The sequence below is a fragment of the Streptomyces chartreusis genome (genome assembly GCF_008704715.1).
GTDB classification, from domain to species: domain Bacteria; phylum Actinomycetota; class Actinomycetes; order Streptomycetales; family Streptomycetaceae; genus Streptomyces; species Streptomyces chartreusis.
This window is the reverse complement of sequence record NZ_CP023689.1, coordinates 8,653,344-8,675,858: the sequence shown is the minus strand read 5'-3', so window position 1 is coordinate 8,675,858 and position 22,515 is coordinate 8,653,344. Positions and strand designations below refer to the sequence as shown.

Genomic DNA, 22,515 nt, shown 5'->3' with positions numbered 1-22,515 from the left:
CCTCCTGCTGAGCCGTGTTCTCGGTGCCGCTGTCGCTCACGCGGCGACTCGCTCGGCGCTCTCCGCCGTGATGCCCCGGGTCGAGGCGATCACGTTCTTCAGCTTCTTGGAGAGGGCCTCATAGAACATGCTCAGCGGAAACTCGTCAGGAAGCACGTCATCGACGAGCTTGCGCGGCGGCTGGGTCAGGTCCAGGGCGTCCGGACCCTTGGCCCAGCGGGAGCCCGGGTGCGGGGCGAGGTAGGTGGAGACGAGCTCGTAGCCGGCGAACCAGTGCACGAGCTTCGGGCGGTCGATGCCGTCGCGGTAGAGCTTCTCGATGTCGGCGCACAGCTGGTTGGTGACCTGCGGGGCGCGGTCCCAGTCGATGTGCAGCTTGTTGTCGGTCCAGCGGACGACGTCGTGCTTGTGCAGGTAGGCGAAGAGCAGCTGGCCGCCGAGGCCGTCGTAGTTGCGCACGCGCTCGCCGGTGACCGGGAAGCGGAACATGCGGTCGAACAGCACGGCGTACTGCACGTCACGGGCCTGCGGGACGCCGTCGGCCTGGAGCTTCACGGCCTCCTTGAAGGCGGTGAGGTCACAGCGCAGCTCCTCCAGGCCGTACATCCAGAACGGCTGGCGCTGCTTGATCATGAACGGGTCGAACGGCAGGTCACCGTGGCTGTGGGTGCGGTCGTGGACCATGTCCCACAGGACGAACGCCTCCTCGGTGCGCCGCTGGTCGTGGACCATCGCGGCGATGTCCTCGGGCAGGTCGAGGCCGAGGATGTCGACGGCGGCGTCGGTGACGCGGCGGAAGCGGGCGGCCTCGCGGTCGCAGAAGATGCCGCCCCAGCTGAAGCGCTCGGGCGCCTCGCGCACGGCGATCGTCTCCGGGAAGAGCACGGCGGAGTTGGTGTCGTACCCGGCCGTGAAGTCCTCGAACTTGATGCCGCAGAACAGCGGGTTGTCGTAGCGGGTGCGCTCCAGCTCGGCCAGCCAGTCCGGCCAGACCATGCGCAGGACGACCGCCTCGAGGTTGCGGTCGGGGTTGCCGTTCTGCGTGTACATCGCGAAGACGACCAGGTGCTGGAGGCCGTCGGCGCGGCTCGCGGCGGGCTGGAAGGCCAGCAGCGAGTCGAGGAAGTCGGGCACCTCGAAGCCGCCCTCGGCCCAGCGGCCGAGGTCCTTCACGAGGGCCGCGTGGTAGGCCGCGTCGTGCGGCAGCAGCGGGCTCAGCTCCTCGACGGCCGCCACGACACGCCGTACGGCCGCCTCGGCGTCGGCCCGCGCGGGCGCGCCCTCGGCCTCGAAGTCGATCGACCCATCCTTGGACTGCCATGGCCGGATCAGCTCCACGGCATCCTTGAGCACCGGCCACGCCGGGTGCTCAACCACCCTGGTCATGGGAGGAACCTTCTCCTCCGAAGCCGCCTGCACAAGAATTTCCGTCATGTCCCATCCTCCACGGGAGAACCTCGCGTAAGCACACCGTATGCATACGGGGTTTCTCTCAGCAAGAGGAAGCTCGGGAAATTATCCTGCACACACCCAAGGTCACCGAACTTTTTCCTGTTGGATGTCTCGATGGCGATTAGCCCGGCATCCAGCGGGCATACGCGGAGTCCACCCGCGAGATCCGGTCAATCCCCGGAGGACTCGCCCACGCCAGGGTGACCGCCCATAGGGGTGCGAACCAGGCACGGCACGTCCCCGGCCGCAAACCCTGCGTACACGTGGGGTTCATCACGCGCACAGGCCACTAGGCTGCGGCTCGGCCCACGCGAACAGTCCGCTCCGGTTCGCGCGAGCTCCCCCCGCCGCCGTCGACGGAAGCGAGTTGAACCTTGAACTTCCTTACCATCGGTCACCGCGGAGTCATGGGTGTCGAACCCGAGAACACCCTCCGTTCCTTCGTCGCCGCCCAGCAGGCCGGCCTCGATGTCATCGAACTGGACCTCCACCTCAGCAAGGACGGCGCCCTCGTCGTCATGCACGACACCGATGTGGACCGCACGACCGACGGAACCGGCCCGATCGCCGACAAGACCCTCGCCGAGCTGCGCGCCCTGGACGCGGGCCGCGGCGAGCGCGTACCGGTCTTCGAGGAGGTCCTGGAGGCCGTGCGGTCCCCCCTCCAGGCCGAGATCAAGGACGTGGCCGCGGCGCGGGCGCTCGCCGAGGTGATGAAGGACCGGGACCTGGCACCGCGCGTCGAGGTGTCCTCGTTCCACGACGAGGCCGTCGCCGAGATCGCCCGCCTGGTGCCCGGGGTGCGCACCGCTCTGATCGCCAGCCGCTACGGCACCGACATCGTGGACCGCGCCGTGGCGGCCGGCGCGGCGACGGTCTGTCTGAACATCCGCCGGCTCACCCTGGAGGTCGTGGAGCGCGCCCGCAAGGCGGACCTGCGGATCATCGGCTGGGTGGTGAACACCCAGGACCACCTGCGTCTCGTACGGGCGCTGGAGCTGGACGGCGCGACGACCGACTATCCGGAGATCAAACGCACCGGCCGCTTCACCGCGTGAGCGTCACGCCAGCGCCTTGACCAGCAGCTCGAACTGGAGGTCGGCGCGCTGCGGGATGCCGAAGCGCTCGTCGCCGTACGGGAACGGGGTCATCCGGCCCGTACGGCGATAGCCGCGCCGCTCGTACCAGGCGATCAGGTCGTCGCGTACGGAGATCACGGTCATGTGCATCTCGGTGGCGCCCCAGGTCTCGCGGGCCTGCCGCTCCGCCTCCGCGATGATCACCTTGCCGAGGCCGGCGCCCTGGAGTGCGGGGCTGACCGCGAACATCCCGAAGTAGGCGTGGGTTCCTCGGTGTTCGAGCTGGCAGCAGGCGACGACCCGCCCGTCCCGCTCGACGGTCAGGAGCCTGCTGTCGGGCGACTTGATGACCGCCAGCACGCCCTCCGGGTCGGTCCGCTGTCCTTCGAGGATGTCCGCCTCGGTGGTCCACCCGGCCCGGCTGGAGTCCCCGCGGTAGGCGGACTCGATCAGCGCGACCAGCGTGTCGACGTCGGCGTCGGTGGCTTCGCGGAAGACGAGTCCGGCGGAGGCGTCGGGCGCGGCGGTGTCCATGGTTGCGGTTCTCCCCTTCACGGGCGCGGCTCGGGCACCGCTGAGCCTAACCCGCCGCTAGGCTCCCGCTGCATGGTGCACGTACTGAGCGGCCGGACCCTGCTGCGGCCCACCGATCCCGAACGGTCCCGTGTCTTCTACGGCGAGCAGCTCGGCCTCGCCGTCTACCGCGAGTTCGGCACCGGCCCCGGTCGCGGCACCGTCTACTTCCTCGGCGGCGGCTTCCTGGAGGTCTCCGGACGCTCCGAGACGCCGCCGTCCCCGGCCGTACGGCTGTGGATGCAGGTCCCGGACGTGGTCGCCGCGCACGACGAGCTGGTGGCGAAGGGCGTCGGGATCGTACGGCCTCCGGTGAAGGAGCCCTGGGGGCTGATCGAGATGTGGATCGCCGACCCGGACGGGACGCCGATCGTGCTGGTGGAGGTGCCTGCGGACCATCCGATTCGGTACCGCCCCGGAATCTAGGGCGGGGCTCCCGGGCCTGCCGGTGCGGGTCCGTACCCGCCGGATGGCCAGGGCCCGGGGCGGGGCTTAGCGTGCTGGAGGGGGTCTTCGTCGCGGGAGGAACGCCATGAAGCTCGACAAGCCGGTGACCGGCGGGCCCTGCTGGACCGAGCTCGGCACGAGTGACCTGGCCGGGGCCAAGCAGTTCTACGAGGGGCTGTTCGGCTGGCGGGCCGAGACAGATCCGCGCCAGGAGGCGGGCGGCTACACGGTGGCGCATCTCGGGGACGCGGCGGTGGCCGCGCTGACCCCGCTGTACCAGGAGGGACAGCCGGTGGCGTGGAACGTGTCGTTCGCGGTGCCGGACGCCGACGCGGCCGCCGAGCAGGTCACGCAGGCCGGCGGCACGGTGCTGGTGGGCCCGATGGACGTGTTCGACGTGGGCCGCTTCGCGGTGGCCGTGGACCCCACGGGAGCGGTGTTCCAGCTGTGGCAGGCGCGGTCCTTCCCCGGTGCGGGGCTCCTCAACGCGCCCGGCGCGCTGGGCTGGGTGGAGCTGATGACGCGGGCGCCCGAGCGGGCCGTCGAGTTCTACACGACGGTGTTCGGCTGGACCGTGAACGCCTCGGAGCACTACACGCAGTGGGGCATCGCCGGTGACGACTTCGGCGGAATGATGGACATGGACGACAAGTTCCCGCACGAGGTGCCGGCGCACTGGCTGCCGTACTTCGCCGTGGTGGACGTCGGGGCGACGGCCGGGGACGCGGCGGGGGCGGGCGGCACGGTGCTCATGGAGCCGACGTCGATGCCCAACGGGCGGGGCCTCGCCATGCTGCGGGACCCGCAGGGCGCGGTGTTCGGCGTCTACCACGAGCCGCCGCAGCCCTGATACCCGGTTCAGGCACGCAACGCGCCCAGTCGGCCCTCCAGCCGGCCGAGCAACTCGCCCAGCAGGGAGGCCAGTTCGCCGCGTCCCTCGGAGTCGAGCTCGGACAGTACGGAGGTCTCGTAGGCGAGTTGCTCCGGCAGGACGCCGTCGACGAGGTCCCGGCCCTCGTCGGTGAGGCGGAGGTGGGCCACGCGCCGGTCGCGGGTGTCGCCGCGGCGCTCGACCAGGCCCCGTTCGGTCAGCTGCTTGAGGCGCTTGGTGACGGCGGCGCCCGAGGAGAAGGTCTCGCGGGCCAGTTCGCTGGGCGTCAGTTCGTGGCCGGTGCGGCGCAGCGCGCCGAGCAGGTCGAACTCGGGGCGACTGAGGCCCGCGCGGCGCAGGGGGGCGTCCTCGGCCTGCTGGAGGAGGGCGGCGCAGCGGTTGATCCGGCCGATGATCTCCATGGGCGCGGTGTCGAGGTCGGGGTGGACGCTCTGCCACTGCCGGACCACGGCGGCCACCGTGTCGCGTCTCGTCCCGGTCGGCCCGCCGCTGGTCGCCGTCATGGCCGTACGCCCTCCGTCGTGTTGCCCGTGCGCTGGTCCGGGTGCCGTCCTCGGCTACTACCCGTAGCGGCGAGCGTACGTGGTCCGGCGCGCTCGGCACGCACGACCCGCTTCCGGTGCGGCACCACGACGGCGGCGGCGAGCCCGACGAGCGCGCCGACCAGGGTGTCCACGACCCGCTCGGTGATCAGCGGGCCGGGCTGCTGGAATCCGGCGAACTCGGTGATCAGCAGCGCCATCGGGGTCACGCAGACGCTGCCGAGCCAGTAGTTGCGGCCGATGAGCGCCTCGGCGCCGAAGTTGAGGGCGAGACAGCACAGGACCAGGGCGACCTCGCCGGTGTGGGCGAGGGGCACCAGCGCGGCGAAGAAGACGACGCCGAGGAGGTTGCCGACGACGCGCTGGACGCCGCGGCCCCAGGTGAGGGCGAGGTCCGCCTGGTACAGGGACGCGGCGGTGACCAGGGCCCAGTAGGGACGGCCGATGCCGAGGGCCAGGGAGGCGTAGCCGGCGAGGGCGCAGCCGAGGGCCGTGCGCAGCGCGAGCGGGGCCAGGGGACGCAGGCGGTGCCACAACGGGCCGGGGTTCGGGGCGAGTTCGGAGTCGACGCCGGTGAGGTGCGGGACCTCGGGCACGGGCCGGTTGCCGCGCACCTGGCGGGCCCAGTCGCGCAGTGGCGCGGGGTCGGCGTCGGAGGGTGCGGCGAGGGCGACCTCGGCGCGGACTATGAGCCGTTCGAGGGCGCGGTGGGTGACGGTGAGCGGGGTGCCGGTGGTGGAGGACACCGCCTGCCGGGCAGCCCGTACGGCGATGACGGCGGTGCCATGGGTTCCGGCGGTGTCTTCTCCGCTGACGTGGGCCTCGGCGTGCGCCGCGGCGGCGTTCAGGGCTGCCGCGGTGGCCCGGCGCTCGGGGCCGTGCGGGCGCAGGAGGCCGGGGGCCATGCCGACGAGCCACGCCCAGGCGCCGGCCGCCGCGGCCAGCCCGAGGTGGCCCGGGATCCGGTCCGGGGACTGCGGGACGAACAGGGCGGCGGAGCTGATGAAGGTGAGGACGACGTTGCCGGGCGGGCCGATGCGGGTCGCGTCGCACAGCACCTTATGCACGGCCGCCAGCACCGCGCCGACGGCGACCAGCACGACGGCACTGCGGGTCAGGGAGGCCGCGAGCAGGGCGGTCGTGAGACCGCCGAGCATGCCGAGGATCACCCATGCCAGGGCGCGGGCCCGGGCGGCATAGGGACGGTTGTGGGCGTAGAGCGCGCACAGCGACCCGGCCATCGTGTACATGGCCAGGTCCAGGCGGCCCAGCGCGAGGAGGGCGAGGTTGGGCGGGGCGACGGCGGCGACCACGCTCAGGGCGGGCTTGAACCAGATGTCGGAGGGCCGGCCGAGGCGCAGCACTCCGGCGAGCGGGAGACGACTGCTCATGGCCATCACCTTAGCAAGTGTTTTACTCATAAAGCATATCGAGCGCCGAGCGGGCGGCGAGGCGTGACCTGCCGTGCGCGGTCGAATGCTCCCCGTGTACACCCTTGCGCTTGCGTGCGCGCCGCGCGGCCGGGGCATCGACGGACTGTCCGAGACCGTCGAGCGGGGAGGTGCGCGTGCACGGACCGGCTTCGCCCGGCTGGCTGCTGGTCGCGCTGTGTGCGGCGACCGGGGTCTACTGCCTGCTGCGGATGCGCAGTCACGTCGAGGAACAGCGCCGCACCGCGGGCGGCGAGGCGCTGATGGGGTTCGGGATGGCCGCGATGGCGGTGCCCGCCGCGGTGTTCACGCCGCCGTCGTGGGCCTGGCCCGTCTACGCCGCCGTGTTCGCTGCGGCGGCCCTGCACGCCCTGTGGTCCGCCCGGGCCGGCGGGCACCATCTGCACCACATGGTGGGGGCCTCGGCGATGGTCTACATGGCGATCGCGATGGCCGTGTCGCCGGGCCACCACAGCGGTTCAGGCGTCCCGTACGTGACGGGCGTGCTGCTCGTGTACTTCACGGGCTATGTGCTGCTCTCCGGGGTCCGGCTGGTGCCGGTCGCCGCCGGTGCCGCCGGCAGCGCCGGGTGGGGCGACCGGCCGGAGCTGGCGCGGGCCTGCCGGCTGTCGATGGGGATCGCGATGGTGGCGATGCTGCTGACGCTGTGAGGCGGGGTCGCGCCCAGGGACAGGGCCGTACACGCCCGTGGCGCCGCCCTTTTGGGGCGGGGGCCCGGACCGTACGCGTCCGTGGTCTGCGTCACTTTGGCGCGGGTGTCCGTACCCCTGAGCGATTCGGCGCTCATAGGGTGCTTCCCATGATGGTCCCCGCGGCACTGTTGCTGCTCGGCGCCCTGACCGCCGTCCTCGCCCCGCGGCTGCTCGCGCGGGCGGACTGGCCGGACCGAGAACCGGTGGTCGCGCTGTGGGTGTGGCAGTGCGTGGTCGCGGCCGTACTGCTGTGCTGCGCACTGTCGATGACGCTCAGTGCGGCGGCCGCTTGGCAGGCGGTGCGCGGCCATGTGTTCGCGCCCGCGCCGAGTGCCGTCGTCGAGGCGTACGCGCTCGGAGTGGGCGGTTCCTGGGCGGCGACGACCGCGGTGACGCTCGCCTGCGGCGGGCTGTGGACCGGGGCCATGCTGGTGCGCGAGGTGTCGCGCGCGCGTGCCCGGCGCCGGCAGCGCAGAGCCGAACTCCTCGTGCGCTCACCGCTGTTGCCCGGCGAGGAGACGGGGAACGACCGTCTGGTGATCCTGGAGGGCGAGCGGCCGGACGCCTGGTGGCTGCCCGGCACGGCGCCCCGACTCGTCATCACCACGGCCGCGCTGCGCCGCCTCAAGGGACGGCAGCTGGATGCCCTGCTGGCACATGAACAGGGGCACGCGCAGGCCCGGCACGACTGGCTGCTGCACTGCTCGGGGGCGCTGGCGGGCGGGTTCCCACAGGTGCCGGTGTTCGCCGCGTTCCGCGACGAGATGCACCGTCTGGTCGAACTCGCCGCCGACGACATGGCCTCCCGCCGGTTCGGCCGGCTGACCACCGCCCTCGCCCTGGTCGAACTCAACGAGGACCGGGGCGTGTTCGGCCCCTGCCCGACCCCCCACACGCAGGTGCCGCAGCGCGTGAACCGGCTCCTCACTCCCCCGGACCGCCTCACGGCGGGCCGACGACTGCGCCTGACGGCAGCGGCCGCGCTCGTCCCGGCGGTGCCGGTGATCGTGGCGGTCGTACCGGGGCTGCGGGCGCTGGGGTAACCGGGGCGGTGGGCGCTGGGGTAGCCAGTGGCGGTGGGCGGCACGGCGGGCGCCCTGCTCGGGATAGTCAGCTCCCCGCCGGGTACCCGTCAGCCGATGTTGCTCCGGGCCACGGCCCGGTTCTCCTGTGGCGGGCGACGCAAAGCCGCTCCCGGTATTGGCCTCTCGCCCCATCGGTCGGCGAGGATCGCAGTATGCACACCCAGTCCGTCGAGTCCCCGCCCCGCCCACCGGCCGAGCGCAGCACCTCCCGCTGGGCCGGTGCCCTGGCGCTGTGCTCGGCGCTGCTGCTCGCCCTGGTCGCCGTGCGCTGGTACCCGCTGATGACCGTGGACAACGACATCGCGGACACCACGCACCGCTGGGCGGTGGACGAGCCCGGCGTCACCCACGCGTTCCGCATCCTGACGGACTGGGTCTGGGATCCATGGACGATGCGCATACTGACCTTCGCGGTCGCGATCTGGCTCGTGTGGCGCAGAGGCGCCCGCTGGACGGCGCTATGGCTGTTGGCCACATGTCTTCTCGCCACACTGTTCCAGCAGCTCCTCAAGGCCGTGGTCGACCGCCCCCGCCCGGTCTGGCCGGACCCGGTCGACTCCGCCCACTACGCCGCCTACCCCTCCGGCCACGCCATGACGGCGACGGTCGTCTGCGGCCTCCTGCTGTGGCTCCTGCACCGGTACGGCGTCCGCGGCACCCTGTGGCGCACGGCCGTCGCCGTGGGCGTGATCTCCGTGGCCGGCGTCGGCCTGACCCGGATCTGGCTCGGCGTCCACTGGGCCACGGACGTCGTCGGCGGCTGGCTGCTGGGCGCGTTGGTCGTGGCCGTGGCGGTGCGGGTGCACACCCACTGGCGGGGCTGAGCACGCACCGGCGACACGGTGCGCCATACGCGTGGGGCACACACCGGAGGTGTCATGCGTGTGTCGGCGGCGCGTTGTGCAGGAGGCATCGATCTTCCCGCGCGGCCGGTGCACGGCCCCGTAGGATCGCACCATGACCGCAGTTTTGTTCGATTTCTCAGGAACCCTCTTCCGTGTCGAGTCCACCGAGTCCTGGCTGCGCGGGGTGATCGCCGAGACAGGAGTCGAGCTCGCCGAGGCCGAGTTGGCCGATGCGGCGCGGGGGCTGGAGACGATGGGGGCACTGCCGGGCGGGAGCGGTCCCTCCTACCTGCCCGAGGACGTCGCGAGCGTCTGGGGAGTGCGCGACAAGAGCGCGGAACTGCACCGGGCGGCCTACACCGGACTCTCCCGGCATGTGCCGCTCCCCGACGACCGGCTGCACGATCTGCTGTACGACCGCCACATGTCCCCGGCCGCCTGGGTGCCGTATCCCGACACCGCCGAGGTGCTGGGGGCGCTGCGTGAGCGCGGCATCGGGGTGGGCGTGGTCAGCAACATCGGCTGGGACATCCGCCCGGTGTTCCGCGAGCACGGCCTCGACGCGTACGTGGACACCTACGTGCTGTCGTACGAGCACGGCGTCCAGAAGCCCGACCCCCGACTGTTCCGGACGGCCTGCGCGGCGCTCGACGTGGATCCTCGCGACGTCGTCATGGTCGGCGACGACCGGCGGGCCGACGGTGGCGCGGCGACGCTGGGCTGCGCGGTGCACTTCGTGGATCATCTGCCGGCGGCCGAGCGGCCGGACGGGCTGCGGCCTGTGCTGGAGCTGGTGGGAGCCGGGGCGCGGGCGAACGGCGTCGATCCGCAGAACCGCGACTGAACAAGTAGCCTCCGGCGACCATCACCCCGGACTGAGCCTGCCCCGGACGATCCCCCGCGTCGCCCGGGGCAGACAGCAACCCCGACCGGGCCTCATAGAGGCCGGGCCGGACGCGCTGAGTATAGTTGGCTGGCAGCCAGTCAACGCAGGAGTTACAGCATGTCCCCGCGCAGCGCCTCGGTCAATGAAGAGCTGCGGCGGCGATCCCGGGAGCGGCTTCTCCAGGCGGCGGTGGAGCTGGTCGGCGAGCACGGCTACGACGCGACCACGCTGGGCGACATCGCGGACCGGGCGGGATCGGCTCGCGGACTGGTGTCGTACTACTTCCCCGGCAAGCGCCAGCTGGTGCAGTCCGCGGTGCACCGGCTGATGCACCGCACGCTGGAGGAGGCACTGGAGCGCGAGCCGCACACCGAGGACGGCCGGGAGCGGATGGCCAGGGCGATCGACGCGATCCTGGGCCTGGCCCGCGACCGGCCCGTGCTGATGCGCCAGCACATGGCGGGCATCCTCCAGGCCGAGGGCTTCGTGCAGTGCCCGGAGCAGCGGCGGCTGGCCGAGCTGCTGCGGGAGGTCTGCGTAGGGCACGGCTCGGCGGAGCCGGACACCGACTACCCGATGCTGCGCGCCCTGCTCATGGGCGCGGTGTACGCGGCGCTGGTGCCAGGGGTGCCGATGCCGGTGCCGGTGCTGCGGGCGGAGCTGTTCAAGCGTTACCGGCTCGACCGGGAGCAGGGCGTCCCGCCGGACGCGGAGGCCGTGTCCGGCGGGACGTGCGACATGGATCTGTCACGCTTCTTCGCGACCGGGTCCCCACCCGACTGCTCGGAGGGCCGGCCGGATCCGTCCCCTCAGTCGAAGTAGTCCGGCTGGGTCTGGACGTTGAGTTCGCGCAGGTGCACCTTACGGGCCGGAGCGGTGCGCCGGTCGTTGAGCTTCAGGACGTCGAAGCCCCTCGCGAGCTCGTTGGAGTAGATGTAGCCGTTGTAGTAGTACGCCGACCAGGAGCCGGCCGACCTCAGGACGTCCGTGGTGAGCGGGCCGCGGTCGAAGTAGGCGATCTCCTCGGGATTGCGCGAGTCGGTGAAGTCCCAGACGGAGATGCCGCCCTGGTACCAGCCCTGGACCATGATGTCCCTGCCCTTGACCGGGATCAGCGAGCCGTTGTGGGCGACGCAGTTCTCGGTGGCGGCCTGGTGGCGGGGGATCTTGAAGTAGCTGCGGAAGACCAGCTTGCGCTTGTCGCCCTTGCCGACGATGTCGTAGATGCCGTCGGCGCCGCGGTCCGGGCCGATCTCCGCGTTGCAGGTGGCCGCGCTGCCGCCGCCCAGCTCGTCGGTGAAGACGACCTTGTTCGCCTTCTGGTTGAAGGTCGCCGAGTGCCAGAACGCGAAGTTGACGTCGTCCCGGACCTGGTCGATGACCTTCGGGTGTTCCGGATCCGCGATGGACATCAGGATGCCGTCGCCCATGCAGGCGCCCGCGGCCAGGTCCTTCGAGGGGAGCACGGTGATGTCGTGGCAGCCGGTGGTCTTGCGGACACCGCCGGGCGGGCCGGGGTTGCCGCCGCCGTCCGGGCCCTCACCGGGGAAGAGCACCGGGAAGTTCACCACGGCCGCCTTCTCGGGCGCGTGGCGCGGCACCTTGATCACGGAGATGCCGTCGTGCGGCGGTTGGCAGTCCGGGTAGGAGGCGTCCGGCGAGTAGGAGGAGACGTAGACGTAGACGTTGCGGCGCTCGGGCACCAGCGTGTGGGTGTGGGATCCGCAGGCGGTCTCGACGGCGGCGACGTACTTGGGGTTCCGTTTGTCGCTGATGTCGAAGACCTTCATGCCCTCCCACGAGGACTTCTCGGTCACGGGCTGGGTGGTGCTGTTGCAACTGCTGTCGCTGCGCGAGGAGTCGGTGGACAGGAACAGCAGGTTCCCGGAGACGGAGACGTCGTTCTGCGAGCCGGGACACAGGACCTGGGCGACGGTCGTCGGCGCTGCCGGGTTGCTGATGTCGAAGACGCGGAAGCCGTCGTAGTTGCCCGCGAAGGCGTATCGGCCCTGGAAGGCGAGGTCGGAATTGGTGCCCTGGAGCGCGTCCTTGGGGAGGGACGCCAGGTGCTCGATGTTGTCGGAGTGGACGATCTCGTTCTGGCCCGGTATCTCACCGTCCGCCAGCGACTCGCGCACCTGGGCGCGGGTGCGCTCGGAGACCTCCTGCTCCGCGACGGGGCCGTCCCCCGGGTCGGGGGTCGCGAGGGCCGGCTGCGCGGTGAGCAGCGCGGCCAGGAGCCCGGCGGCGGCGGTGGCAACTCCCAGGCGTCTGCGGCGTGTTCGGGGACTGCTGAACAGGATCACTGTTTCCTCCCTTGTTCCGTTCGCACTGGAACGGTTCACACACCAACGAGTATCGTCACGGTCATGCACATATCAACAGGGGGCAATGAACATGTAACAAGGCAGCCGACCCGCCGCGCGTCGCGCGTCATGGCCGGACCGGCCGTGCTTGCGGCACTCGCCGTGCTCGCGCTCGGCGGTTGCGACGACTCCGACGCCAAGTCGCCCGCGCGCAGCGGGCCTTCGGTGATCGTGCCGGGCAAGCCCGGCGAGTCGAACCGGATGCTGTCCGCCGAGGAGGCCGAGCGACAGCGCGCCGAGGACGACTCCCCCAACTCCGCGGACGTCTCGTACGCGCGCATGATGATCGCGCACCACACCCAGGCTCTTGAGATGACCGAACTCGCCCCGGACCGCGCCGAGTCGACGAAGGTGACGAAGCTCGCCGAGCGGATCGCCGCCGCGCAGAAGCCCGAGATCGCCGCCATGCAGGGCTGGCTCAAGACCCAGGGCAAGGCCGGGCACGGCGACGGCCACGACCACGGCTCGATGCCCGGCATGGCGACCGAGGCACAGCTGGAGAAGTTGCGCGCGGCGCGCGGGAAGGCGTTCGACCAGCTCTTCCTCACGTTGATGATCACCCATCACGAGGGGGCGATCACCATGGCCACCGATGTGAAGGGGCAGGGGAACAACATCCGGGTCGAGGAGATGGCGGACGAGGTGATCGCTCAGCAGACGAGCGAGATCACCCGGATGCGGGACATGTTCTGACAGTTTCTCGCGGTGTCGAGGCCGCGTTCAGCGGCGGGCGCGGCGCGGGGTCAGGAATCCCGCGTCGCGCGCCTGCCCGATGAGCCGGAGCGATCTGCGGCGGCTGTGCCCGGTCGCGCTCATCACCGCGAGCACGGGGTCGGCGCCCGCCTCCTGCGCCGCGCGGTACTTCTGTGCGATCAGCCACTGCCCCTCGACACCGCGCGGCCAGCCCGACCGGACCCGACCGGACCCGGCACTCCCGCCGCCCTCGGCATCCTCGCCGTCCTCACCTCCGTCGGCGTCCGGGCCCGTCCCGATGCCGCACGCCTCGGAGAGCGGAGCCTCGATCCAGTCGGCGAGTGCCGCGAGGTCGTCGAGGGAGAGCGCCGGCTCGGCGCGCACGTCCTCGATGGAGACGCACCCCTCGGACACCACGGCCACGGCGTCGACCCGCGCGCCGTCACCGAACTCCAGCCGGACGCCGAACCACACAGTGGCGCCGCCACCGTCCCGCACTCTCCATGCGGGCCACACCGACACGGCTCCGTCCGCCGCGGGGCGATCGGACAGATTAAGAAAGGATGCTTCCAGCACACACGCAACGTAACCTCATGATCACACTCCATACGAACGAACACGCGTCCTGTACGGCGCACAGCACCCTGTCAGCGGAGCGGCAGCGGTGCGATGCTGGACCCGAGAGCGACTCCTGACGATCCCCGGACAAGGAGTTCCGCCGTGCTTCGTGTCGCCGTCGTAGGCTCCGGGCCCAGCGGGTGCTACACCGCCCAGAGCCTCGTACAGCTGGACAACGACGTGTGCGTCGACGTCCTGGACCGGCTGCCCTGCCCGTACGGCCTGGTGCGCTACGGCGTGGCGCCGGACCACGAGAAGATCAAGTCCCTCCAGAACAACCTGCGCACGGTCCTGGAGCACGAGCGGGTGCGGTTCCTCGGCGGCGTCCGGATCGGCCCGGACGGGGTGCCCGGGGCGCGGCTGCGCGAGCTGTACCACGCGGTGGTGTACTGCGTGGGCGCCGCCACCGACCGGCACCTCGGGATTCCGGGCGAGGAGCTGCCGGGCAGCTGGTCGGCGACGGAGTTCGTGTCCTGGTACAGCGCCCATCCGGACGCCCGTGACGACGGCTTCGTGGTCGGCGCGCGCTCCGCAGTGGTGATCGGCATCGGGAACGTCGCGGTGGACGTCGCCCGGATGCTGGCCCGGGGCACGGCCGAACTGAGTCCCACGGACATGCCGCAGGGCGCGCTCACCGCCCTCGCCGCGAGCCGCGTCACCGACGTCGCCATGGTGGGCCGGCGCGGCCCCTCGCAGGCCCGCTTCACCACCAAGGAGCTGCGGGAGCTGGCCACCCTGCCGGACACTGAAGTGACCGTGGATCCAGGGGAGTTGGCGCTCGACCCGGCGTTCGCCGACCCGTCCGGACTGCCCGCGCCGCAGCGCCGCAACGTGGAGGTGCTGCGCGGCTGGGCCGAGTCCCCGGCGCGGGAGGCCCGGCACCGCATCCGCCTGCGCTTCTTCCTGCGCCCCGTCGAACTCCTCGCCGACGCGGGACGCGTGGGCGCAGTGCGCTTCGAGCGGACGGCGCCCGACGGACGGGGCGGGGTGACCGGGACCGGCCACTACGAGGACGTCGATGCCCAGTTGGTGCTGCGTTCGGTGGGCTACCGCGGCGTCCCCCTGGAGGGGCTCCCGTTCGACATGGCGTCCGGCACGGTGCCGCACCTCGCCGGGCGCGTGCTGCGCGAGGGTGCCGTCGCGCCGGGCGAGTACGTGGCCGGGTGGATCAAGCGGGGCCCGACCGGAGTCATCGGCACGAACCGGCCGTGCGCGAAAGAGACGGTGACGTCACTGCTGGAGGACGCCTCCGCGCTCGTACGACGGGAACTGCCCGGGGATCCGCTCACAGCGCTGCGCGCCGAGGGGGTCGAGCCGGTCGGGTGGACGGGTTGGCGCGCGATCGAGCGTGCGGAGGCGGAACTCGGCGCGTCACTGGGCAGGGGTGTGGTCAAGCTCCCCGACTGGCGGTCCCTGATGAGCGCCGCGCACGGCGGTGCCCTGTAGGGACGCGGGGACCACATGTGCCCCGGAGCAGGATACGAAGCGGCAACACCCACGAAATCAACATTCTGTTCAAGGAGCCTACGGTCTCGCCCATGAACGAAACCGCACCCGTGCACCCGGTCGACGAGATCCCGCCCAAACGCCAGTTGGCCACATTCGGCCTCCAGCACGTACTTGCGATGTACGCGGGCGCGGTGGCCGTCCCCCTCATCGTCGGCGGCGCCATGAAACTGCCGCCCGCCGACCTGGCGTATCTGATCACCGCCGACCTGCTGGTGTGCGGTATCGCGACGCTGATCCAGTGCATCGGCTTCTGGCGTTTCGGCGTACGGCTGCCCATCATGCAAGGCTGTACGTTCGCCGCCGTCTCCCCGATGGTGCTGATCGGCACCACGGGCGGCGGACTCCCGGCGATCTACGGCTCGGTGATCGTCGCCGGACTGGCGATCATGCTGCTGGCTCCGGTCTTCGGCAGGCTGCTGCGCTTCTTCCCGCCCCTCGTGACCGGCACGGTGATCCTGATCATCGGCCTCTCCCTGCTGCCGGTCGCGGGCAACTGGGCGGCGGGCGGCGCCGGTTCGGCGGACTTCGGGGAGCCGGGGAACCTCGCGCTGGCCGCCTTCGTGCTCGCCGTGGTGCTCGGTGTGCAGCGGTTCGCGCCGGTGTTCCTCAGCCGGATCGCCGTACTGATCGGCATCGTGGTCGGACTCGCGGTGGCCGTGCCCTTCGGCTTCACCGACTTCGGCGGCGTGGGCGAGGCGGACTGGCTCGGCATCAGCACGCCGTTCCACTTCGGGGCGCCCGCCTTCGAGTTCTCGGCGATCGCGTCGATGCTGGTGGTGGCGCTGGTGACGATGACCGAGACGACCGGTGACCTGATCGCGGTCGGCGAGATGACCGACCGCAAGGTCGAGCCGCGCTCCCTGGCGGACGGTCTGCGCGCCGACGGCCTGTCGACGGTGCTGGGCGGCGTCTTCAACACCTTCCCGTACACGGCGTACGCGCAGAACGTGGGTCTGGTCGGCATGACCCGGGTGCGCAGCCGCTGGGTGGTGGCGACCGCGGGCGGCATCCTGGTCCTGCTCGGCCTGCTGCCCAAGCTGGGCGCGGTGGTGGCGGCGATACCGGCGCCGGTGCTGGGCGGTGCGGGTCTGGTGATGTTCGGGACGGTCGCCGCGAGCGGGCTCAGGACCCTGGCCGGGGTCGATTTCAAGGGCAACAACAACCTGACGGTGGTGGCCGTCTCGGTGGCCATGGGCATGCTGCCGGTCGGGGTGCCGGCGATCTACGAGAAGTTCCCCGACTGGTTCCAGACGGTGATGAACAGCGGCATCAGCGCGGGCTGCCTCACCGCGATCGTGCTGAACCTGCTCTTCAACCACCTGCCCGCGAAGGCTGGTTCAGGCGTCCCCGAGCCGGGCGGCCTGTCGGGCGGCGGCGTCGAGAAGGGCGTCGAGCAGTCCCGGGAAGAGGCCGTCTAGGTCGTCCTTGCGCAGGCCGTTCATCTTGGCGGTGCCCCGGTAGATCTGCCGGATCACCCCGCTCTCGCGCAGCACCCGGAAGTGGTGCGTGGTGGTGGACTTGGTGACCGGCAGGTCGAAGTGCGAACAGGAGAGCTCGTCGCCGACGGCGGCGAGCTCCCGCACGATGTACAGCCGCAGCGGGTCGGACAGCGCGTGCAGCACACCTTCGAGGCGGATCTCCTCGCGTGCCGGGTGCGGGAGGTCTCGGCTGCTGACAGCGGCGCTGGTCACGGCGGCTCCACTTCGTCGGGTTCCTCGGCCGGCCCGTCTTGCCGACGGACTCTGCCATTGTACGAGACCTCTCGTAGTTTGACATCTGCCGTACTACGATGTCTATCGTACGAGCAGACGACTGGTCCCCCGCGACGAATGGAGTCCGCCGTGAGCGCGCTCTTCGAGCCCTACGCCCTGCGTGAAGTGACGATCCCGAACCGGGTGTGGATGCCCCCGATGTGCCAGTACTCGGCCGCACCGGAGGGCCCCGACACGGGCGCCCCCAACGACTGGCACTTCGCGCACTACGGCGCCCGCGCGGCCGGCGGCACGGGCCTGATCGTCGTCGAGGCGACCGGCGTCAGCCCCGAGGGCCGCATCTCCCCCTGGGACCTGGGCATCTGGAACGACACGCAGGTCGAGGCGTTCCGCCGGATCACGCGCTTCCTGGTGTCGCAGGGCACCGTGCCGGCGATCCAGCTGGCCCATGCCGGCCGCAAGGCGTCGACCGACCGGCCCTGGAAGGGCGGCGCGCCGGTCGGGCCGGACTCCTACGGCTGGCAGCCAGTGGCGCCGAGCGCGATCCCCTTCGCCGACGGTCACCCCGTGCCTACAGAGCTGACGGTCGACGGGATCCAGGAGGTCGTGGGCCAGTTCGCGGACGCCGCGCGCCGCGCCCTCGCCGCCGGATTCGAGATCGCCGAGATCCACGGCGCCCACGGCTATCTGATCAACGAGTTCCTGTCCCCGCACTCCAACCACCGCACCGACGAGTACGGCGGCTCGTACGAGAACCGCACCCGCTTCGCCCTCCAGGTCGTGGACGCCGTGCGCGCGGTGTGGCCGCAGGACAAGCCGCTGTTCTTCCGCATCTCCGCGACCGACTGGCTGGAGAAGGACGGCTGGACCGCCGACGACACCGTCCGCTTCGCCGCCGACCTGAAGGCCCACGGCATCGACCTGCTGGACGTCTCGACCGGCGGCAACGCCTCCGGCGTCCACATCCCGGTCGGCCCCGGCTACCAGGTGCCGTTCGCGGCGCGCGTGAAGGCCGAGACATCGCTGCCGGTCGCCGCCGTGGGCCTGATCACCGAGGCCGAGCAGGCCGAGAAGATCGTCGCGAACGACGAGGCCGACGCCGTCCTCCTCGGCCGGGAGCTGCTGCGCAACCCGTCGTGGGCCCGGCACGCGGCCCGGGAGCTGGGCGGGGACGTGCACGTGCCGGACCAGTACCACCGGTCCGTCTGACCGCGGACGCACCTGGGGTGACCTGACCGCCGTACGGCTACAGGTCACCCCGGGCCGGCACCCACCGCAGGACGAGCCGCTCCAGGTACGGCACCGCGCGCCCGCCCGCCGCGGCGACGGCGATCGACGCGGCCACACCGGCCCAGGCGACCGGGCCGAGCGGTGTGCAGCCGAAGACCCGGCTGACCCCGGGCGTCTCGACCAGGACGACGAGGACGGCCGCGGAACCGAGTGCGGTGACGCGGACCAGCGGGCTGTCCCTGCGGTCGGCCAGCGTCTGGGCGAGCTGGGTGCCGACCACCGCGCACAGCGCCATCGTGGTGGAGCGCCGGGCGGTGCCCGGGGTGAAGCGGCCGAACAGCCAGGCCGCCGTGGCGCCCAGTGCGGTGGTCAGGGCCCGGTGCCTGATCTTGCGGATCAGCGGGGCGCCGAGGAGTTCGGTGCCGTCCGAGCCGGCGGGGCCGGTCGAAGGTCCCGCGTTCGCCTCCCCGGCGACCGCCGTGTCCGCCTCCTTCGGCGTGACCGCCACCGCCATCGCCGGGAACAGGTCCGTGAACAGGTTGACCAGCAGCATCTGACGGGTGGACAGGGGCGCCTCGCCCGACAGAAGGGTGCCGAGGAGGCCGAAGCCGACCTCGCCCGCGTTGCCGCCGATCAGGATGGCGATGGCGTCGGCGACGCTGTGCCACAGGGCCCGGCCCTCGGCGACCGAGTCGATCAGGACCGTCAGATCGCCGTCGGTGAGCACGAGGTCGGCGGCATTGCGAGCGGCCGCCGAGCCGCGGGCGTTGATGCCTACGCCGATGTCGGCGGCGCGGATGGCCGCAGCGTCGTTGGCTCCGTCACCGACCATGGCGACGACCCGTCCGGCGTCCCGCAGTGACTCGACGACCTGGAGTTTCTGCTCGGGCGCGACCCGGGCCACGACACCCACGTCCCGCAGCATCCGGATGCGCCCTTCCCGGTCCGCGGAGGCCAGTTCGTCGCCCGTGACGACGCCGGTGTCCTCGGGCCAGCCCAGTTCGGCGGCGATCGCCCGGGCGGTCCGCGGGTGGTCGCCGGTCAGCATGACGGGCCGTACGCCTGCCTCGCGCAGTCCCCGGACCAGGGCGGTGGAGGTGTCGCGAGGTACGTCGGCGAGGGCGAGCAGGCCGGTGAACTCCAGCTCCGCCAGGGGCTGTTCGAGGACCTCCGCCGGGTCGTCGGACGGGTCGAGGGTGCGGTGGGCGACCGCCAGGACACGCAGTCCGTCGCCGGCCAGCTCCTGTGCTCTCCCGGATGCCGACGGGGGCACGCCGGGGCAGGCGGGCAGCACCGTCTCGGGAGCGCCCTTGACGACGAGCAGCGGGGCGCCGTCCGGTGTCCGGCCGACGGCGGCGGCATAGCCGCGCCCCGCCTCGAAGGACAGCCCCTCGCTCTGGGTCCAGTCCGGGTCGGGGGCCGCCGCGTCCAGGACGGCCTCGTCGGTGGCGTGCACCGGCCGGTCCGTGCCGGCGGCGAGCCGGGGGCAGGCCCGTGCCGCGGCCCGCAGGGTGTCGTCGGCCGCCTTCTCGTCCGGTCTGCGGACCGTGCCGTCGGCCTCGGTGACCCGCACCAGGCGCAGCCGGTTCTCGGTGAGCGTGCCGGTCTTGTCGAAGCAGACGGTGTCCATCCGTCCGAGCGCCTCCAGGGTGCGCGGTGCCCGGACGAGCACGCCCCGGCTGCTGAGCCGACGGGCGGCGGCGAGCTGCGCGACGGTCGCCACCAGCGGCAGCCCCTCCGGCACGGCGGCCACGGCCACCGCGACCCCGCCGCTCACCGCACGACGGATCGGTGTGCCGCGCAGCAGCGAGAGAGCGGTCACCCCGGCACCACCCGCGAGCGTCAACGGCAGCGCCTTGTCGGTGAGTTCGCGCAACCTGGCCTGCACTCCGGCGGACGGTGGCCGGCGGGCGGCGAGGGCTACGGCACGCGCGGCCTCCGTGTGGTCCCCGGTGTCCACCACTACGGCGCGGGCGTGCCCGGCCACCACGGTCGTGCCCTCGAACACCATGCAGCGGCGGTCCGGGACCGCGGCGTCCGGCGTCGGATCGACGTCCTTGTCGGCCGGCAGGGACTCCCCCGTGAGCGCGGACTCGTCCACCTCCAGAGCGTCCTCCCCCACGATGCGGGCGTCGGCGGGCACCACGTCGTCGACCCGGAGCTCGATCACGTCGCCGGGGCTGAGCTTCGCGGCGTCCACCAGGTGCGGCCGGGACCGAGCGTCCTCGCCGGTGACGCGCGCCTTGCGCTTCTGCTTGGCCAGCAGCCCGGACAGCGCCCGCTCGGCCCGCATCCGCTGGACGCCGCCGACCAGCGCGTTCAGGTCGAGCGCGCCGATGACCAGCAGCGCGTCCAGGACCGAGCCGAGGATGGCCTCGGCGGCCGAGCCGACGGCCAGTACGGGGGTGAGGGGGTCGTCGAGTTCGTCGCGCACGGCACCCGCGAGCCGGAGCGGCCCGCTCACCGGGGCGAACACACGCTTGCGGCCCATCGTCCGGACCGCCTCGCGGGTGCCGTCGGTGACCCGCTCCGGCAAGGTCCGCTCAGGGCCCGACTCGTCCGCCAGCCGTGCGCGGACCTCCCGGTGCTCCAGTTCGTGCCAGGCCACCCGTGCCCTGGGGTGCGGGGCGCGGGCGAGCGCCACGCCGACGGCCGCACGCGTGCCGGCCAGCAGTGACCAGGCCGCGCTCGCGTCGACCGGCGTATGGCGCAGGCCCGACCACGGCGTACGACGGCCACGCCGGGACTTGCCGATGGCCACGAGCAGCCCGGACAGCGCTGCCCCGGACCGGGCCAGGGTCTGCGACCTGCGGCCGACCTTCCGCGCGGCCGGGACCGCGCGCAGCAGGCGCCACACATCGGCGGGTCCGTGCGGGGCAAGCACGTCGGCGCTCCAGACGAGGGCGCCGTCGCGGTCGGTGAGGGCGACCGCCACGTCGCCGGCGAGCAGTCCGTCGTGCACGTCCTCGTCGTCCGCGCCGGGCCGGGCGACCGTGACGACGGCGCCGCTGTCGCCGCGCAGCTCTTCGACCACCTCGCGCAGCGGCCGCCCGTCGCGCACCACCTGGTCGGCGAGGCTCGTGAAATCGGCCAGCGCCGGGTCGTCCACCATGACGACCCGCAGCCCCGCACGCCGGGCCGCGTCCAGCACGGCCTCGGCCCACGGGTCGGCACCGGCGCCCTCGGTCCGCAGCGCGCTCGGATGCAGGACGACCGTGTCGGCCATCTCCAACTGCCTCAGCCGCTCGCTGTCCCGGACCAGGACGCCGGTGCGGGACAGCGCCGATGCCAGTACGGCGTGGAAGGCGGCGGGCCCGTAGCGCGCGGCCTTGGGAGCGCCCGCGAGCACCGCCTCGGCGGCCTCGGTGCCGTCGTGCTTGACGAGCAGCATGGCCGCGGCGCCCACCAGGCTGCCGGCCTCGGCGTGCGCGGCGTACTCCTGCGCCGGGGAGGTGCGCAGCGGCGGGCGCGGGAAGCCGATGCCCGCGACGCTGGACCGCTCGGGCGCGCAGACGTCGTCGTGGACCTTGTCGAAGGCGGTGGCGCGCGCCACCGTCTCCGCCAGCTGGAGCGAGCGCAGCGCGCCGTCCAGCACCAGGGCGGTCGGGGTGCGTCCGGCGCCGTGCGCGGCCGCGTGCGCCACGGCCAGTGCGAGGTCCATGCGGGAGCGGCCGATCCGCGCGCGCAGCCAGTCGCGGAAGGCGGGGTTCTCCCGGAGCAGCGTCACCAGCGCGGTCACCGACTGGGGTGAGGCGGGCAGGCGCAGGAAGTACCCGGCGAACGCGGTCGCGATGCCGATGCCGTCGGCGGCGAGCGTCGCGGCGGCGGCGCGCACTCCGGCGGGGTCGGCCGGGTGGGGGACCTCGTCCACGGCCTCGCCCGTGGGGGCCAGACCGTGCTGGGCGGCGAGCTCGGTCGCCCTCTCCAGCACCCGGTCGCCGGCCGAGTCCTCCACTGCGGTGATCACCAGCCGGCACAGCCCGCCGTCCCAGTACGCGAGCGCCACGTCGGGCCGCTCCGCCAGTGCCTCGGCGACCTTGCGTGCCGCGGGTTCCGTCCCGCCCAGCCGCCTAACGCGCTCCGGCGCCTCGGGCCGCAGTGCGAGGTGGGCCCGGGCGCCGGATCGCCAGGGGTGCGGGCGCACGGCGAGTGTGCTGCGGGCGACCCGTACGACACGGGCCGCGCTGTCGGCGCCGCGGACCCCCGCCCGGGCCGTCGCTGTCACCGCCCCCGCGGTGATTCCCACCGCGGGGGCGGCTCCTCTCGCGAGCAGTCTCGGTCCGGCCGCGACCAGCCCGGCCGCGGCGGCCGTCGGACGTGTGATCAGTGACAGAGCCATGGCGCGCCCTCAGCGGAGTCCTCGATCTACATCGCCTGCGTGCCGCCGGGTTCCCGGAAAACGGAATGTCACCCGTCCGAACGGCGGTGGGCGGAAGCTCGCCC

20 protein-coding genes are annotated in these 22,515 nt (G+C 72.4%); 12 read left to right on the top strand and 8 right to left on the bottom strand.

The annotated features are described in order from the left end of the window. Positions 1–36 precede the first annotated feature (36 nt). Positions 37–1,434, bottom strand: coding sequence for a DUF6421 family protein (locus CP983_RS38420; RefSeq protein ID WP_107911721.1), 1,398 nt, complete (start codon positions 1,432–1,434; stop codon positions 37–39). Between the two features lie 392 nt (positions 1,435–1,826). Between CP983_RS38420 and CP983_RS38415 the strand changes: the two genes are divergently transcribed. Beyond that, on the top strand, positions 1,827–2,510 hold the full coding sequence (locus CP983_RS38415) for a glycerophosphodiester phosphodiesterase (protein WP_107911723.1): 684 nt from the start codon (positions 1,827–1,829) through the stop codon (positions 2,508–2,510). Between the two features lie 3 nt (positions 2,511–2,513). Here the strand turns inward: CP983_RS38415 and CP983_RS38410 are convergent, their stop codons facing one another. Then, on the bottom strand, positions 2,514–3,065 hold the full coding sequence (locus CP983_RS38410) for a GNAT family N-acetyltransferase (RefSeq protein WP_150504818.1): 552 nt from the start codon (positions 3,063–3,065) through the stop codon (positions 2,514–2,516). 72 nt (positions 3,066–3,137) lie between these two features. Here CP983_RS38410 and CP983_RS38405 point away from each other — a divergent pair, with 72 nt between their 5' ends. Next, positions 3,138–3,530, top strand: coding sequence for a VOC family protein (locus CP983_RS38405; RefSeq protein ID WP_150504816.1), 393 nt, complete (start codon positions 3,138–3,140; stop codon positions 3,528–3,530). A gap of 106 nt (positions 3,531–3,636) precedes the next feature. After that, a complete protein-coding gene (locus CP983_RS38400; protein WP_125526564.1) occupies positions 3,637–4,401 on the top strand; it encodes a VOC family protein in 765 nt (254 codons plus the stop codon). Between the two features lie 8 nt (positions 4,402–4,409). On the opposite strand, the gene CP983_RS38395 is transcribed toward CP983_RS38400, so the two are convergent. Continuing rightward, positions 4,410–4,946 (bottom strand): MarR family winged helix-turn-helix transcriptional regulator, encoded by a 537-nt coding sequence (locus CP983_RS38395; protein ID WP_030954181.1) that lies wholly within the window; start codon positions 4,944–4,946, stop codon positions 4,410–4,412. Continuing rightward, complete coding sequence (locus tag CP983_RS38390) at positions 4,943–6,376, bottom strand: FUSC family protein (RefSeq protein ID WP_229914833.1); 1,434 nt, start codon at positions 6,374–6,376, stop codon at positions 4,943–4,945. The genes CP983_RS38395 and CP983_RS38390 overlap by 4 nt, the downstream gene beginning before the upstream one ends. Before the next feature lie 176 nt (positions 6,377–6,552). Here CP983_RS38390 and CP983_RS38385 point away from each other — a divergent pair, with 176 nt between their 5' ends. From CP983_RS38385 to CP983_RS38365, 5 genes are all read left to right on the top strand, one after another. Next, positions 6,553–7,086, top strand: coding sequence for a DUF5134 domain-containing protein (locus CP983_RS38385; RefSeq protein WP_150504811.1), 534 nt, complete (start codon positions 6,553–6,555; stop codon positions 7,084–7,086). 149 nt (positions 7,087–7,235) lie between these two features. Continuing rightward, on the top strand, positions 7,236–8,171 hold the full coding sequence (locus CP983_RS38380; RefSeq protein WP_150504809.1) for a M56 family metallopeptidase: 936 nt from the start codon (positions 7,236–7,238) through the stop codon (positions 8,169–8,171). A 194-nt stretch (positions 8,172–8,365) separates the two neighbouring features. Continuing rightward, complete coding sequence (locus tag CP983_RS38375) at positions 8,366–9,037, top strand: phosphatase PAP2 family protein (protein ID WP_150504807.1); 672 nt, start codon at positions 8,366–8,368, stop codon at positions 9,035–9,037. Positions 9,038–9,170: 133 nt separating this feature from the next. Next, positions 9,171–9,902: an HAD family hydrolase gene (locus CP983_RS38370; protein WP_150504805.1), complete on the top strand. Its 732-nt coding sequence runs from the start codon at positions 9,171–9,173 to the stop codon at positions 9,900–9,902. 159 nt (positions 9,903–10,061) lie between these two features. Beyond that, complete coding sequence (locus CP983_RS38365; RefSeq protein WP_150504803.1) at positions 10,062–10,766, top strand: TetR/AcrR family transcriptional regulator; 705 nt, start codon at positions 10,062–10,064, stop codon at positions 10,764–10,766. Here the strand turns inward: CP983_RS38365 and CP983_RS38360 are convergent. After that, on the bottom strand, positions 10,754–12,250 hold the full coding sequence (locus CP983_RS38360) for an LVIVD repeat-containing protein (RefSeq protein WP_150504801.1): 1,497 nt from the start codon (positions 12,248–12,250) through the stop codon (positions 10,754–10,756). The two genes, CP983_RS38365 and CP983_RS38360, sit on opposite strands and share 13 nt — an antisense overlap. A gap of 129 nt (positions 12,251–12,379) precedes the next feature. On the opposite strand from CP983_RS38360, the gene CP983_RS38355 reads away from it, so the two are divergent. Beyond that, positions 12,380–13,003 carry a DUF305 domain-containing protein gene (locus CP983_RS38355; RefSeq protein WP_167537817.1) on the top strand — a complete coding sequence of 208 codons (624 nt, stop codon included), beginning with the start codon at positions 12,380–12,382 and terminating at the stop codon, positions 13,001–13,003. Positions 13,004–13,030: 27 nt separating this feature from the next. Here the strand turns inward: CP983_RS38355 and CP983_RS38350 are convergent, their stop codons facing one another. Then, on the bottom strand, positions 13,031–13,525 hold the full coding sequence (locus CP983_RS38350) for a DUF6214 family protein (RefSeq protein ID WP_150507113.1): 495 nt from the start codon (positions 13,523–13,525) through the stop codon (positions 13,031–13,033). A gap of 198 nt (positions 13,526–13,723) precedes the next feature. On the opposite strand from CP983_RS38350, the gene CP983_RS38345 reads away from it, so the two are divergent. Further along, positions 13,724–15,067 carry an FAD-dependent oxidoreductase gene (locus CP983_RS38345; RefSeq protein WP_150504797.1) on the top strand — a complete coding sequence of 448 codons (1,344 nt, stop codon included), beginning with the start codon at positions 13,724–13,726 and terminating at the stop codon, positions 15,065–15,067. Between the two features lie 92 nt (positions 15,068–15,159). Continuing rightward, positions 15,160–16,548 carry a nucleobase:cation symporter-2 family protein gene (locus tag CP983_RS38340; RefSeq protein ID WP_150504795.1) on the top strand — a complete coding sequence of 463 codons (1,389 nt, stop codon included), beginning with the start codon at positions 15,160–15,162 and terminating at the stop codon, positions 16,546–16,548. On the opposite strand, the gene CP983_RS38335 is transcribed toward CP983_RS38340, so the two are convergent. Next, positions 16,468–16,821 (bottom strand): ArsR/SmtB family transcription factor, encoded by a 354-nt coding sequence (locus tag CP983_RS38335; RefSeq protein WP_107911748.1) that lies wholly within the window; start codon positions 16,819–16,821, stop codon positions 16,468–16,470. The two genes, CP983_RS38340 and CP983_RS38335, sit on opposite strands and share 81 nt — an antisense overlap. 150 nt (positions 16,822–16,971) lie before the next feature. On the opposite strand from CP983_RS38335, the gene CP983_RS38330 reads away from it, so the two are divergent. Continuing rightward, positions 16,972–18,051 (top strand): NADH:flavin oxidoreductase/NADH oxidase, encoded by a 1,080-nt coding sequence (locus tag CP983_RS38330; RefSeq protein WP_125527538.1) that lies wholly within the window; start codon positions 16,972–16,974, stop codon positions 18,049–18,051. 37 nt (positions 18,052–18,088) lie between these two features. Here the strand turns inward: CP983_RS38330 and CP983_RS38325 are convergent, their stop codons facing one another. Beyond that, on the bottom strand, positions 18,089–22,411 hold the full coding sequence (locus CP983_RS38325) for a cation-translocating P-type ATPase (protein WP_150504793.1): 4,323 nt from the start codon (positions 22,409–22,411) through the stop codon (positions 18,089–18,091). Between the last annotated feature and the right edge of the window lie 104 nt (positions 22,412–22,515).